This window comes from Pikeienuella piscinae (assembly GCF_011044155.1).
GTDB classification, from domain to species: Bacteria; Pseudomonadota; Alphaproteobacteria; order Rhodobacterales; family Rhodobacteraceae; genus Pikeienuella; species Pikeienuella piscinae.
This window is the reverse complement of sequence record NZ_CP049056.1, coordinates 2,776,247-2,789,655: the sequence shown is the minus strand read 5'-3', so window position 1 is coordinate 2,789,655 and position 13,409 is coordinate 2,776,247. Positions and strand designations below refer to the sequence as shown.

Genomic DNA, 13,409 nt, shown 5'->3' with positions numbered 1-13,409 from the left:
TTCGGGGGAGAGATCCGGAACGGAGCCCCGATCATGCGCATATTTTCCGCCTTTCGCCTTGTCATTCCGGTCGCCCTCTTTGGCGTCCTCGCGGCGCCGCCCGTCCTCGCCGACGCTCTGGACCAGATCGAAGAGAGCGGCGTCATCCGCCTTGGCGTGCGCGAAGCTTCCGCGCCGTTTTCCTATCGAGACGAGAATGGCGAGCCGGCCGGCCTCGCCATCGCGCTTTGCAAGCGCGTCGCAGATTCCATCGCGGCGCGCCTCGGGCGGGAATCGCTGGCGCTGGAATTCGTGACCGTCGACTCCGAAACGCGGTTCGACGCGCTGCTCGACGGGCGGGTCGATCTTCATTGCGGGCCGATGACCGCCTCGCTCTCTCGGCGCGAGACGCTGGATTTCTCGATCCCATATTTCATGGACGGCATCGGCGCCGCGCTTCGCCGCGATGGCGTTCAGGAGATCGAAGCGCTCGCCGGCGAGCCGGTTGGCGCGCTGAACGGCACGACCGGCGTCGCCATGGCCCGCCACTGGGGAGAGCCGGGCGGCTCGCCCATCATCGAGTTCGAATCGCATCGGAAGGGGCTGGAGGCGCTGGGCCGCGGCGAGATCGACGTCTATTTCGGCGATCAGGGGCTTCTCCTGCACCAGCTCGACGTTCTCAAGCGGGAGGATCGACTGATTCCGATCCGAGTGATCGAGGATCAGTTCTCCTATGAACCTTATTCGCTGGCGATGAAGGCGGGCGAGCGGCGGTTGCGGCTGGAGGTCGATCGCGGGCTCTCCACCGCATTCCTCGACCGGACGGTCTTTGACGATATCGATGTCGCGCTCGGCGAGTTCCAGCTTTCGGAACTCGCCGCGTTTCTCTACGTGCTTGTCGCCCTGCCGGAATAGGCGGGCGCCGTCACGCCGATGAGGGCGAGATCGCGCGCATAGCGTTCGCGCAGCCGGGCGCGGGTTTCCTCGTCGAACGGATCAAGCGGCGCTTCATTCCGGCGCCGGCTCCTGATCTCGCCGAGATCCCCGATCCCGACCCTCTCGCCCTGACGCCTGCGCGCCTCCACCTCCGCCAGCCCCGCGGCGGAAAGCGAGGCGCCGGCATGGCGAATATCGATCGCCTCGCCAATCAGCGCGCGCACGATCGCGCCCGGATCGCGCTTGAGCGAGCCGAATTCGATGATCTCGCAGGATCCAAAAACCGCCTCGATCTCTCTGACGAGATCCGGCCAGCCGCGCGCCCGCCCCGCCCATGCGCGGGCGAGCGCCGGCGCAGGCGGCAATTTCCGATGCAACAGCGACCAGGAATAGAGGCTGACGAACCAGTCGTCATAGGCGCGCACCGTCAGCACCAGCTTCGCCTCACGCCGGCCGATCATCCGTTTCAACGCCCGAAGCCGCCGCGCCGCATCCGGATAAATTCCACGCGGGCTCAAAAGGCATTCCGTCATCGCGCCGAGCAGGCATTCCTCCGAGATCACGCGGCGGGTGCGCCGGGAGGTGACGACCGTGCGTGCGGCGGGCGCGGTCATGGCCAGAAGGGCCGGCGTCGCGAGACGCCAGAGCCCGGGCGCCGCGGCGAGCGCGCGCATCGTCCAGGGCAGCGCCGGGCGGAGCGCGCCCGGCCCGACGAATGCGAGGTCATCCGCCCCCCCGTCGGCGAGATACGCCCTGATGGCGCGTTGCGCGCTGGTGCTGGCGGTGCGGTGCGGGCCGAGATGCACGATCAGCGGCGGGCGGCTGCCGGTCTTCATAAGGCCATCGATCTACTGGAAAGGAACTTCGTTGAAGCTTCTCAGCTTGCGGCTGTGGAGCCGGACGGTCGGCATCGCCCGCAGCAGCTCCATTGCCCGCACCCCGATGGCCAGATGCCGGTCCACCTGCCGGCGATAGAACTCCGAGGCCATGCCCGGCAGCTTCAGCTCGCCATGCATCGGCCGGTCGGAGACGACGAGGAGCGTGCCGTAGGGCACGCGAAAGCGAAAGCCGTTGGCGGCGATCGTCGCACTCTCCATGTCGAGGCCGATGGCGCGCGACTGGCTAAAGCGGCGGATCGGCTCCGACTGGTCGCGCAGCTCCCAGTTCCGGTTGTCGATCGAGGCGACGGTGCCCGTGCGCATCACCTGTTTCAACTCGTCCGCCGCGACGCCCGCGACTTCGCTCACCGCGCCCTCCAGCGATTGCTGCACTTCGGCGAGCGCCGGGATCGGCACCCAGACCGGCAGGTCGGCGTCCAGGACATGATCGTCGCGCACATACCCGTGCGCCAGCACATAATCGCCAAGCCGCTGCGTGCGCCGGAGACCGGCGCAATGACCGAGCATGACCCAGGCCGACGGACGCAGCACGGCGACATGGTCGGTCATCGTCTTTGCGTTGGACGGGCCGACGCCGATATTGATCAACGTGATGCCGTCATGGTCCGGCCGTTTCAGGTGAAAGGCCGGCATTTGCGGCGGGTGATGAGCCGGGCGCGGCTCCACGAACGCGTCATAGCCGCTGTCGGGGTCGGCGACCCTCTCCTCGGCCATCCGCCGGAAACCGTCGACATAGAACTGGTAATTGGTGAAGAGCACGAAGTTCTGGAAATGCTCCGCCCCGGTGCCGGTGTAATGGCTGAGCCGGTGCAGGGAATAGTCGACCCGCGGCGCGCTGAAGAGCGAAAGCGGCCTCGTGGTCGCGCCGATATAATCGATCTCGCCGTTTACGTGCTGGTCATCCATCGTCGCCAGGTCAGGCGCATCGAACAGCCGACTGAAATCGGCGAGCTGGTCGACGCTGATCGCGCCTTCGAGGTTCAGCCCGTCGGGATAGGCGAAATGGATCGGCAGCTTCATATCGGAAAGCCCGACCTCGAATCCGCATGCGTGATTGGCGGCGAGTTCGCGCAGTTGAACAAGCAGATATGATTCGAAGAGATCGGGCCGGGTGATCGTCGTCTCGAAGCGCCCGGCGGCGTCGCAGAAACCGAAGGACTGCGCCGGCGGATGCGGCAGAGCCGTCTCCACCTTGACCGCGAGACGCGGATAGAAGCCGGTGACGGGCGCATCGAGCCGCTCGCCACGCGCGAAAGCGGCGAAGCTATCACGAAGCCGGCTCGTCTCCGCCTCGTAAAGACGGCGGAGCGCGGCGACGGCGGCATCGGGGTCGTTGATCGATTCGTGCGTCATGGAAAGGGCATAGGCGAAGCCCCCGACCTCGGCAATCGCGACGGCGGCGACGGCGCAAGGTCGGCGGGGCCAATCGGCTGGTCCCGGAACCCGATCCGGGATCTTGCGGATAGCGCCCGACGGTTTGAAGCTGCCGATCAGGTCCGCCTAAACCGCGCTCAGATCATCACCTCGACCAGATACGGCCCTTCGGAGGCCAGACCCGCCTTCACCGCCGCCGCCAGCTCAGGCGCGGTTTCGACCCGTTCGGCCTCCACGCCCATGCCGCGGGCGAGATGCGTCCATTCCAGCGCCGGGTGATCGAGGCTCAGCATCGAAAGCGCGCGCGGGCCCGGATTGGCGACGCCGACATTTGTCAGCTCGCCCCTGAGAATCGCGTAATTCCGATTGGCGAAGATCAGGACGGTGACGTCGAGCCCCTCGCGCGCCATGGTCCAGAGCGCCTGCGGCGTGTACATCGCGCTGCCGTCGCCGACCAGCGCGATCACCTTGCGCCCCGGCGCGGCCATGGCGGCGCCGATGGCGACCGGCATGCCGTAGCCGATCGAGCCGCCGCGATTGTTGAGCCAGTGATGCGGCGGCGCCCCGGCCGTCGCGCCGAAGAAACCGCGCCCGGTGGTGACGCCTTCATCGACGACGACCGCGCCCTCCGGCAGCGTCGCGCCGAGAACGGCGGCGATGCTCTCGGGTGTCGCCGCTCCTTCTGGAATGGCGGGCCGCGCGGCGGCGGCGATCCCTTTGGGAATTGCGCCACCGGCGCCAAGCGCCTCCACCAGCGCCCGAAGCGCGCCGGCGATGTCATCCCCGGCGCTCCCGAGTTCGTCAAACACCGTTCCGGGCTGAGTCAGGACGCCGGGCTTGTCGGGATACGCGAAGAAGGCGACCGGGCGCTTCGCCCCGGCGAGGACGATGCGCCGATAGGGCCTCAGCACCTCCACCGCCTGATCGACCGGATAGGGCACGCGCGCAACGGCGACGATCCCGGCGCCGCGCGCGAGGCGCGCGTTCGACCACTCCGTCATCAGCCCGCATCCGGTGGCGGCGCTGATCCGTCCGGCGTCGGCCAGCGCCGCCTCATCTAGCGCTCCGGGGCCTAGGAGAAGGAGTGCGCCGGGTTTGCGAAGCGCCTCCGCGGCGGCCGTCACCGCGGCCTCCGGCACCGCGCGCGGCGCTTCGAGGGCCTCCGGAGCGGCGACGACGCCGCCCTCGCTCCACGCGGCGTCGCCCGGCAGGATCAGCGTGGCCACGACCGGGGCCGCGCCCGAAGCGGCCCTGACGGCCGCCGCCGCATCGGCGCCGACATCGGCGGCGGCGCGGGTCGTGCGCACCCAGTCGGAAACCGGTCGCGCGATCCCCTCGATATCCGCCGTCAGTGGCGCGTCGAGCGCGATATGCGCGGTGGCGTGCTCTCCGACGATGTTCACGACGCCCGAGCCGGCCTTTTTCGCGTTGTGGAGGTTGGAGAGGCCGTTAGCGAGGCCGGGGCCGAGATGCAGAAGCGTTGAAGCGGGCCGCCCCGCCATGCGCCAGTACCCGTCCGCCGCGCCGGTGGCGACGCCTTCCTGAAGCGCGAGCACGGAGCGCATCTCCGCCGCTCCGTCCAGGGCGGCGACGAAATGCATCTCAGAGGTGCCGGGATTGGTGAAGCAATGATCGACGCCCGCCGCCAGCAGCGTGCGCACCAGACTTTCCGCACCGTTCATCCGTTCCTCCTCACTGGACCGGAGACGGTCGTAGAGAGAGGCCGGCGCCGGATCAAGCCGACCGGGCGCTCAAAGCGCCCGCGCCAGCCTCCTGAGTTCGAACTTTTGCACCTTTCCGGTGGAAGTTTTCGGAAGGTCCTGAAAGACTACCGTCTTCGGCGTCTTGAAGCCGGCGAGCCGTTCGCGGGCGAAGGCGATCAGTTCGGCCTCGGTCGCGGTCGCTCCCGGTTTCAATTCGACGAAGGCGCAGGGTGTCTCGCCCCATTTCTCGTCGGGGCGCGCGACCACGGCGCAGGCGGCGACGGCCGGATGCCGGAAAAGCGCATCCTCGATCTCGATCGAAGAGATGTTTTCGCCGCCCGAAATGATGATGTCCTTGGCCCGATCCTTAAGCTGAATGTAACCGTCCGGATGAAGAACGCCGAGATCGCCGGTATGGAACCAGCCGCCCTTCAGCGCCGCTTCGGTCGCCGGTTCATTCTTCAGATAGCCCTTCATCACCACATTGCCGCGCATCATCACCTCGCCGATGGTTTCGCCGTCGGCGGGGGTGGCGGCCATCGACTCCGGGTCCATCACCGCCAGATCGTCGAGCGCTAGGTAACGCACGCCCTGGCGCGCCTTCTTCGCCGCCTGCTCATCGGCCGCCAGGGCGCTCCATTCCGGTTTCCATTCGTTGATGACGGAAGGACCGTAGCATTCGGTCAGGCCGTAGAGATGCGTGACCTCGAACCCCGCGTCGCCCATCGCCGCGAGCACGGTTTCCGGCGGCGGCGCTGCGGCGGTGAGAAAGGCGGCCCTTTGCGAAAAATCGCGTTTCGAAGCCGCAGGCGCGTTGAGCAAGGTCTGCATTACGATCGGCGCGCCGCATAGATGTGTGACGCCATGATCGGCCAACGCGTCGAAAATCGGCGCCGCCCTGACCGCCCTGAGGCAGACATGCGTTCCCATCACCGCAGAAACGGTCCAGGGAAAGCACCAGCCGTTGCAATGGAACATCGGCAGCGTCCAGAGATAGACGCTGTCGGCGTTCATGCCCGTATGCAGCGCGTTTCCGGTGGCGAGAAGCGCGGCGCCGCGATGATGATAGACGACCCCCTTCGGATCTCCGGTGGTGCCGGAAGTGTAATTGAGCGCGATCGCGTCCCATTCGTCATCGGGCGGCGACCAGGCGAACTCAGGGTCGCCGGCGGCGATGAATTCCTCGTAATCCGCGACGCCGAGGGCCGGCGCGACGCCGCTCTCTGGATCGGCGTACTCGATGAGCAGCGGGGGCGTCCTGACGCTCTCAAGCGCTTTCGAGACCACGGGCGCAAGCTCGCTGTCGAAGATCAGGACCTTGGCCTCGCCATGGTTGAGGATGAAGGCGACGGTCGCCGGGTCGAGCCTCGTGTTGAGCGCGTTGAGCACCGCGCCGGCCATCGGAACCCCGTAATGCGCCTCCAGCATCGCCGGGGTGTTCAGGAGCAGCGCGGCGACCGTATCATTCTTGCGGATTCCCTTCGCCGCGAGGGCCGAGCCGAGCTGGCGCGCGCGGGCGTAGAACTCCGCGTAGCTCCGGCGAAGCGCACCGTGGATGATCGCGGTCTTGTCGGGATTGACCAGCGCGGCGCGAGAGAGAAACGAGAGCGGCGAGAGCGGCTGAAAATTAGCCTCCCTCCGGTCAAGTCCAGTCTCATAGGGTGATCGGTTCATCTCCGCATCCTCCGCATGGCTTTTCGGCGGATCATCGCGACATGAACATGAAAAGCAATCGTCGGTTCAGCGCATCCGCGGCATCCGCGCGGCGCGCAGCGTGCAGTCGCGCGCAGAGTCGGGCGCACAAGCCCTGGGCGTCAGATCGCGCGAAAGACAGATGCGCGCCTCACGCACATAGCCGTCGCCGCAAGTGATGGTGACGCCATTCGCCTCGAGATCGGGGTTCGCCTCCAGAAACGCCGCTTCGACCACTTTCGCGGGCAATTCCATGTCGTGAGGCAGACGGCGGAAAATCTCCGGCCGCGCGACCCGTTGATAGGCTTCGCGCGCCAACGCGAAATAGGCTGTCGCGGCAAGCCCGGAGCAACGACCGTGTTTCTTCCACTGATACCAGGCGAGCCCGCCGGAACCCATGATATCGGCCATTCCGTCGCTCTCGCTCCGTGAAGGATCGCGCGCCGATGTCCGGCAATATTGCGGCCAACCCCGCTCGTTCTGCGGCCAGAGACCGTGCAGGGTGAAGCCCAGGTCGTGGCGCGCGTCGCACTGATCGGCGTCCCGCGCATCGCCTTCAACCGCACACCATGAAGCGTTCCACGAGAGTGAAAGCACATAATAGTCGAACTCGCCGGCCCGCTCGCCCTCCGCCCGCGCGAGGCCGGCGACGAAGACAAGACAGGAGATGACGGGAAGCAGAGATGGCGTGAGCAGGCGACACATATCGAAAACGGCTTTAAATGACTCCGAAGCTCGACTATATAGCAGCCCACTTTCCCTCGAACACCGTGAAAACGCTCAGGCGCCGGTTTTCGGACCGCGTGAAAGATATGTCTTGAGGAGCCCAGAATGACCGACCTGCCCCTGCTACCGAAAGCGACCGCCGTGTGGCTGGTTGACAACACCGCGCTGACCTTCACCCAGATCGCCGAGTTCACCGGCATGCATGAGCTGGAGATCGGCGGAATCGCCGATGGTGAGGTCGCGATCGGCATCAAGGGGCTCGATCCGGTCGCGGGCGGGCAGCTGACAAGGGAGGAGATCGCTCGATGCGAGGCCGACCCGAATGCGCGGCTGAAGCTGCTGAAAAAGCAAGTCGCGCCAGAGCAGAAGCGCAAGGCGCCGCGCTACACGCCGCTTTCCAAGCGCCAGGACCGGCCGGCGGCGATCGCGTGGCTGGTACGCTATCACCCGGAACTCGCCGACAGTCAGATCGCCAAGCTGGTGGGGACCACCAAGCCGACGATCCTTTCGGTGCGCGACAAGAGCCACTGGAACATGCCGAACATCCGCCCGGTGGACCCGGTCGCGCTCGGCCTGTGCAAGCAGGTCGAACTCGACGCCGCGGTGAAGCGCGCCGCGGCGCGCAAGGCCAAGCTCGAAGGCGCGACGATGTCCGACGAGGAAAAGAAGGCGCTGATGTCGACGGAGGCGAGCCTCCATGCGCAGGTCGAACCGCAGCGGCCACAGAAGAGCTTCGGCGGGCTCGACAGCTTCTCGATCCTCGGCGACGAGGCGGGCGGTGAAGACGACACAGACAAACGCGTCGACGCCGAAAGCCTCTTCAACCTGCCGAAGAACGCGGATGACGAGGATGAGCAGCCGCGCTGATCCGGCCTGACCGGCGAGTCGGACGGCCGACGCGCCGGATGATTCGCTGAATTCCCGCTGCGGATCGCCACCTCAGGTTGAGTGTCGGTTGAAAGCGGATACCTCTCGCCAACTCGCCCGAATCGGGCGCGCCCGGATATCTGCCGCAATCAAGGCGCTTAGATCGGTCGGCTCGGTCAGTTTGCGCGCCTATTAAATTACGCACTCTCGTTATACGCGAATAGTCCTTAACGTGTAACTTCGCCTTGAAATCACCACGAAATTGAAACACATTGCTGATGACGCCTTGTGGAGGGCGTTTGTGGTTGTTTGTTGTACTGGGGCTTATCATGAAAACGGGTATTCGCGCGGCCGCGTTTGCGGTCGGGTTCGCGATGTGTGGCGCTTTGGGTTCCGCGTCAGCCGCGAGCATCGTCTTCTTCGACGATTTCGAGGAAGACTCCTATGGAATGTACGCCAATCTGAAAAACTGGAACGTGACCGACGGCAACGTGGACGTTGTCGGCGGCGGGCGCCATTTCGACTGGTGGAAAGGCAGCGGCCTCTATGTCGATATGGCCGGCAACCTCGCCGGAACGATCGAAACGAAGCTGGCATTCGATCTGGTCGTGGGCGCGACATACGAGTTGAGCTTCGATTACGCCAAATACAGCCGGTCGACGGAGACCCTCTTTTTTGGCGTTGGCGACGAATATTCGAACTCGCTGGCTCTCGGCGCCAATCCATCTGACTCGTTCAGCTTTTTCACCACGACATTCGTGGCGACAGGCGGGTTGTCACGTATCGTTTTCGGCACGACGGGCCCCGAAACAGCGGGCGTCGACAAGGCGGGCCCGGTGATCGACAATGTCATGCTGAGCCTGATGGGGCCGCAGCCTGACTTCTCCCTCAGCGCTCCGATCGGCGATGGGCGGTCTTCAACGTCCGTGGTGCCGGTTCCGCCCGCGCTGCCGCTGCTGTTCTCGGCGCTTGCCGGTCTCGCCTTCCTGCGGCGCCGGCGCGGCGCGCGCTGAGATCAGTCTCGCCCGGACCGGTCAGAAATCGGTCGGGGCGCCGCCCTCGGATTTCCGCCGCGCGACGAACGCGGCGAGTTCCTCCCTGACCGCCTCGTCCATCGAAGGCGGCCGGTATTCCGCGAGTATGCCCTTCCAGACCTTGTTCGCGCGTTCCGCGGTCTGGACTCCGCCCGCTTCAGCCCAGGCTTCGTAATTGCGCCAGTCGCTCAAGAAAGGCGCATAGAAGGCGGACTCGTAACGATCCTGCGTGTGCTGGCAGCCAAAGAAGTGCCCGGACGAGTCGACCTCGCGGATCGCTTCGAACGCAAGGTCGGCCTCTTCGACGCTGACGCCCTTCAGATAATGGGCGATTTGCTGGATCAGTTCGCAATCCATCACGAATTTCTCGTAGGATGCGATCAGCCCACCCTCGAGCCATCCCGCACCATGATAGACCACGTTGGCGCCGCCGGTGACGCAAGCCCAGAGCGAGTTCGCGCTCTCCCACATCGCCTGACCGTCGGGCGCGTTCGCCGCGCAGGCGTTGGAGGCCCGCAACGGCAGGCCGTAAAACCGCGCCATTTGGCCGGCCATCTGCGTCGCGCGGACATATTCCGGCGTGCCGAAAGCCGGCGCGCCACTCTTCATATCGACGTTCGAGGTGAAGGTCCCCATCACCACGGGCAGTCCAGGCGCCATGTATTCGAGCAGCGCGATGGCGGCGAGACCTTCGGCGACGGAAAGCACGGTCGCCCCCGCCAGCGTGACCGGCGCCATCGCACCCGAAAGCGTGAACGGCGTGACGATCACCGGCTGGCCGCGCCGCGCCAGCCGCATCGCGCCGTCAAGCATCGGGTAATCGTGCTTCAGCGGACTCGATGAGTTGATATTGGTGTACATGCGCGGCGCGGCGTCGAACTCCTCATGGGAAAGGCCGCCGGCGATGCGCACCATTTCCATCACGTCCTCGACCCGCTCGCGACCGAGAGAATAGGCGTGGCAGACCTTGTCGGTCAGCGTCAGTTTGTCATAGAGGCAGTCGAGATGACGGACCGAAGCGTGGACGTCGACCGGCTCGACCGGGTAGCCGCCAGCGAGATGGATGCAGTTGAAATACTGCGTCAGCCGCATGAAGTTCCGAAAATCCTCGATATTCCCGACCCGTCTGCCGCCATCGAGATCCATCGCGTTGGGCGGGCTGGAGACGTTGACGAACACCATGTGATCACCGCCGATCGTCACCCGCCGCTCCGGGTTGCGGGGCGTGATGTCGAATTCGCTTGGCGCGCGCGCGACCATCTCCATCACGAAATCACGCCCCATCCGCACCCGCGGCCCGTCCGGCGCGATATCGCACCCGGCTTCGGCGAGGATGCTCCGCGCCTCCTCGTTCAGGAAGTCGACGCCGATCTCTTCGAGAACGCGCATCGCGGCGTCATGGATCATCTCGACGCCTTCCGGTCTGAGCGGCGTGGTCGGATGATCGCTGTTGACGACAATCTCCCATGGCGATTGCCGGATCGCCGTGGATCCGCCCCTGCGCTGGTTGCCGGCGCGCCCGCCTGAGCGGCTGCGCGCGCGCGGCGGCGACATCCCGGTCCCGGCCTCGGTCATCTGCTGTCACTTTCCTTCCGGCGCGCACGCTTGCGCCGCGCCACCATCCCACCATGGCGGCGCGCGTCAATCGCCCGATGCGACGCATGGGGTCGCCTTTCGGCGGCGCCGGTCGCCCCCTCAGGCGGGAAAGCGGCGAATCAGGAAGTCCGGGAGGTCCGCGACGGCGTGGATGATCGCGTCGGCGTGAGGGGCGAGCTCCGCCTCTGTCGCCGGGCCGGTCAGGACACCGATCACAGCGGCGGCGCCGGCGGCGCGGCCGGCGCCGAGATCGTGGATGCTGTCGCCGATCATGACGATTTCCTCGGGCGCGAATCCGGTCGCGCTGCAGAATGCGCGCGCCATGCCCGGGCCGGGTTTGAGCCCGAAGCCGCTATCGTAGCCGGCGTAAAAGGAGAAACGCCGCTCCAGCCCCAGCGCCCGCACGTGGGCGCGGGCCGCCGCCTCGGAATCATGCGTGGCGACGCCGAGCGCGAGTCGCATTCCGGAGAGCCGCTCCAGCGCTTCGTCGAGACCAGGCGTCGGCGCCAACATCGCGTCGCTGTCGCCGGCGCCGGCCGCGGCCGCCCGGCGGTTGGCCTCGGCCTCGATCTCGGCCGCCGGGACGCGCGGCAGGAGCGCCGCCATCAACGCCGCCACCTCTCCGGTGCTGCCGGCGACAACCGGCGAGCCGGGCAGAAACAGACCGGTCGTCACGTCGAAACCTATGGCCGCGCCAAGCGCCGCCCGGAGCGCCTCGTCCGGCCCGGCGTAGTCGGCGATCATTCCCTCGACCAGCCCGCGCCATGTGGCGGTGAAATCGATCAGCGTGCCATCCTTGTCGAAGAGCGCGCCCTTGATCCTCGTCGTCATCCGCATCTCCCGATTGCCCCATCGGCATAGGCGGATGCGCCGAAACGCGCAACGGCTCCGCTTGAATCGCGGCCCTGCGCGAGGAAGACTCCGCTCTCCAGCCGGAGGGGAGACACAGGTGGAGAATTATCCCGAAGCGAAGCGCAGCGCGTTCCCCGAGATCCAGACGATTCCCACGCGCTGGAACGACAACGACATTTACGGCCATATGAACAATGTGGTCTATGCGGAGTATTTCGACACCGCCGTGAACCGCTGGCTGATCGGCAGCGGCGCGCTCGACGTTCCCGGCGGGCCCATTGTCGGCCTGGTCGCCGAGACACGCTGCAAATTTCTCTCAAGCGTCGGTTTCCCGGATATTCTCGAGACGGGCCTCTCGGCGCTCCATGTCGGAAACAGCAGCGTGATCTACGGTCTCGGCCTCTTTCACGCGGGCGCGGAAACCCCCGCCGCGCTCTGTCGCTACGTACACGTCTATGTGGACGCCGCCGGCCGCCGGCCGACCCCGATTCCCGAATCGCTCCGCCGGGCGCTGACGGCGCTGGATCCGGGTTTTGCGCCCCGAACACCCGCTCGAGGCTGAAAGTCCGCCCAAAAATCGCCACAATACCCGTCTGGAACCCCTTGCCGGCAGCCGGTTGTTGCTAAATGGATACGGAGTTGCCATCCTGTTGCAGGGATGAACGTTATGGCGTTTCGATTGTTGTTTTTACGCGGGCAACGTGCCAGAACGCGATCAAGCCAGTTCAGGCTTAACGAGGGTTAGCAAACTGGGCGCGCCGAGCAGTGCGGCCCGTAACGAGTACGGAGAGAGGGATGATGAAGATTTCCCATACAATCCTGGCGGGCGCCGCGCTTGTCGCCGCCGGGTGCACTAACATTCCCGGCGCCAATCTCGGCGGGACGTTCGTCGCAGAAGATTTCCTTGCCATGGACATGCCCGGGGGCGATTTCAACGCCGAGCTCGCCAAGCAGTATCAGGGTCTAGCGGCGTATAACGCCTCGACGGAAGTGAACTGGATGGACGCGGCGGGCTATATGGACCGCTCCAACGCGGCCGCGTCCGGCGGCGTCACGCCGTGGGATCCGTCGGCGTTGGGCATCGGCGGCGAAGCCGTTGCGCTCTACCCCGAGGTGAGCTCAAACATCGCCGCCAATTCGTCGATCAACCCCGCCGCCTGCGCCGAAGCTCAGGCGCTCTGGGATCAGTGGCTCGAAGCGCAGTACCAGTCGCCGGGCGGCTGCCTCGACCCCGATGAAGTGAAGGCGAAGTTCGACGCCGCCTACGCCGCGTGCATCGGCGTTTCGCCCGCCAATTACATTGTCTACTTCGGCTTCGATCGGTCGAACCTGAACGACGCCGCCCGCGGCGTGGTTTCAGATGTCGTCGCCGCCCTCAGCGGCGTCGCCAACCCGATCGTCTCGCTCGTCGGCCACACGGACACGTCGGGCCCGGCCTCCTACAATGTCGGCCTCTCGCAGCGCCGCGTTAACACCGTGGCCCAGGCTCTCGCCGACGCTGGCGTTCCGCAGGGTGGCGTCACCCGCGCCGCGCGCGGTGAGTCCGAGCCGGCCGTGGCGACCGGCGACGGTGTCCGCGAGCCGCGGAACCGGCGCGTCGAGATCGCGATCGGCAACTAAGACTGAAATCCCGCGAGGGATGGACCGCCCCGCAGAAATGCGGGGCGGTTTTTCTTTGTCCGGCGAGGCGATATTCCTCGGGCGCGCTCTTGTCGCACTGCCCCGCGCCATGCAAAGCCCATGCGGATATT

The 13,409-nt window shown here is 66.1% G+C and carries 12 protein-coding genes; 5 read left to right on the top strand and 7 right to left on the bottom strand.

Annotation, left to right across the window (positions count from 1 at the left end):
* Positions 1–33: 33 nt before the first annotated feature.
* Positions 34–894 carry an amino acid ABC transporter substrate-binding protein gene (locus tag G5B40_RS13230; protein WP_165099450.1) on the top strand — a complete coding sequence of 287 codons (861 nt, stop codon included), beginning with the start codon at positions 34–36 and terminating at the stop codon, positions 892–894.
* On the opposite strand, the gene G5B40_RS13225 is transcribed toward G5B40_RS13230, so the two are convergent.
* The 5 genes from G5B40_RS13225 to G5B40_RS13205 form a co-directional block, all read right to left on the bottom strand.
* Positions 867–1,751: a hypothetical protein gene (locus G5B40_RS13225; protein ID WP_165099447.1), complete on the bottom strand. Its 885-nt coding sequence runs from the start codon at positions 1,749–1,751 to the stop codon at positions 867–869. The two genes, G5B40_RS13230 and G5B40_RS13225, sit on opposite strands and share 28 nt — an antisense overlap.
* Positions 1,752–1,763: 12 nt before the next feature.
* Complete coding sequence (locus tag G5B40_RS13220) at positions 1,764–3,167, bottom strand: AMP nucleosidase (RefSeq protein WP_165099444.1); 1,404 nt, start codon at positions 3,165–3,167, stop codon at positions 1,764–1,766.
* A 158-nt stretch (positions 3,168–3,325) separates the two neighbouring features.
* Positions 3,326–4,870 (bottom strand): acetolactate synthase large subunit, encoded by a 1,545-nt coding sequence (locus tag G5B40_RS13215; RefSeq protein WP_165099441.1) that lies wholly within the window; start codon positions 4,868–4,870, stop codon positions 3,326–3,328.
* Between the two features lie 69 nt (positions 4,871–4,939).
* Positions 4,940–6,565, bottom strand: a complete 1,626-nt coding sequence (locus G5B40_RS13210) for an acyl-CoA synthetase (protein ID WP_165099439.1) — start codon at positions 6,563–6,565, stop codon at positions 4,940–4,942.
* 66 nt (positions 6,566–6,631) lie between these two features.
* Positions 6,632–7,288 (bottom strand): ribonuclease T2 family protein, encoded by a 657-nt coding sequence (locus G5B40_RS13205; RefSeq protein WP_165099437.1) that lies wholly within the window; start codon positions 7,286–7,288, stop codon positions 6,632–6,634.
* Positions 7,289–7,414: 126 nt separating this feature from the next.
* Between G5B40_RS13205 and G5B40_RS13200 the strand changes: the two genes are divergently transcribed.
* Both G5B40_RS13200 and G5B40_RS13195 read left to right on the top strand, forming a co-directional pair.
* Entirely contained in the window at positions 7,415–8,176 is a 762-nt protein-coding gene (locus G5B40_RS13200; protein WP_165099435.1) for a DUF1013 domain-containing protein, read from the top strand.
* A gap of 272 nt (positions 8,177–8,448) precedes the next feature.
* Complete coding sequence (locus G5B40_RS13195; RefSeq protein ID WP_165099433.1) at positions 8,449–9,189, top strand: VPLPA-CTERM sorting domain-containing protein; 741 nt, start codon at positions 8,449–8,451, stop codon at positions 9,187–9,189.
* A 21-nt stretch (positions 9,190–9,210) separates the two neighbouring features.
* Here G5B40_RS13195 and G5B40_RS13190 read toward each other — a convergent pair whose 3' ends face one another.
* Positions 9,211–10,785, bottom strand: a complete 1,575-nt coding sequence (locus G5B40_RS13190) for a trimethylamine methyltransferase family protein (RefSeq protein ID WP_246209507.1) — start codon at positions 10,783–10,785, stop codon at positions 9,211–9,213.
* Positions 10,786–10,905: 120 nt separating this feature from the next.
* Positions 10,906–11,637, bottom strand: a complete 732-nt coding sequence (locus tag G5B40_RS13185) for an HAD family hydrolase (RefSeq protein ID WP_246209506.1) — start codon at positions 11,635–11,637, stop codon at positions 10,906–10,908.
* 118 nt (positions 11,638–11,755) lie between these two features.
* On the opposite strand from G5B40_RS13185, the gene G5B40_RS13180 reads away from it, so the two are divergent.
* Together G5B40_RS13180 and G5B40_RS13175 are read left to right on the top strand one after the other, a co-directional pair.
* A complete protein-coding gene (locus G5B40_RS13180; RefSeq protein ID WP_246209505.1) occupies positions 11,756–12,220 on the top strand; it encodes an acyl-CoA thioesterase in 465 nt (154 codons plus the stop codon).
* 233 nt (positions 12,221–12,453) lie between these two features.
* Positions 12,454–13,278 carry an OmpA family protein gene (locus G5B40_RS13175; RefSeq protein ID WP_165099427.1) on the top strand — a complete coding sequence of 275 codons (825 nt, stop codon included), beginning with the start codon at positions 12,454–12,456 and terminating at the stop codon, positions 13,276–13,278.
* Positions 13,279–13,409: the final 131 nt, after the last annotated feature.

Bases quoted from the DNA above. Each gene is read 5' to 3' on its own strand.
- G5B40_RS13220 (WP_165099444.1), bottom strand. From the start codon at position 3,167: ATGACGCACGAATCGATCAACGACCCCGATGCCGCCGTCGCCGCGCTC.
- G5B40_RS13200 (WP_165099435.1), top strand. From the start codon at position 7,415: ATGACCGACCTGCCCCTGCTACCGAAAGCGACCGCCGTGTGGCTGGTT.
- G5B40_RS13215 (WP_165099441.1), bottom strand. From the start codon at position 4,870: ATGAACGGTGCGGAAAGTCTGGTGCGCACGCTGCTGGCGGCGGGCGTC.
- G5B40_RS13175 (WP_165099427.1), top strand. From the start codon at position 12,454: ATGATGAAGATTTCCCATACAATCCTGGCGGGCGCCGCGCTTGTCGCC.
- G5B40_RS13190 (WP_246209507.1), bottom strand. From the start codon at position 10,785: ATGACCGAGGCCGGGACCGGGATGTCGCCGCCGCGCGCGCGCAGCCGC.
- G5B40_RS13210 (WP_165099439.1), bottom strand. From the start codon at position 6,565: ATGAACCGATCACCCTATGAGACTGGACTTGACCGGAGGGAGGCTAAT.
- G5B40_RS13185 (WP_246209506.1), bottom strand. From the start codon at position 11,637: ATGACGACGAGGATCAAGGGCGCGCTCTTCGACAAGGATGGCACGCTG.
- G5B40_RS13225 (WP_165099447.1), bottom strand. From the start codon at position 1,751: ATGAAGACCGGCAGCCGCCCGCCGCTGATCGTGCATCTCGGCCCGCAC.
- G5B40_RS13230 (WP_165099450.1), top strand. From the start codon at position 34: ATGCGCATATTTTCCGCCTTTCGCCTTGTCATTCCGGTCGCCCTCTTT.
- G5B40_RS13205 (WP_165099437.1), bottom strand. From the start codon at position 7,288: ATGTGTCGCCTGCTCACGCCATCTCTGCTTCCCGTCATCTCCTGTCTT.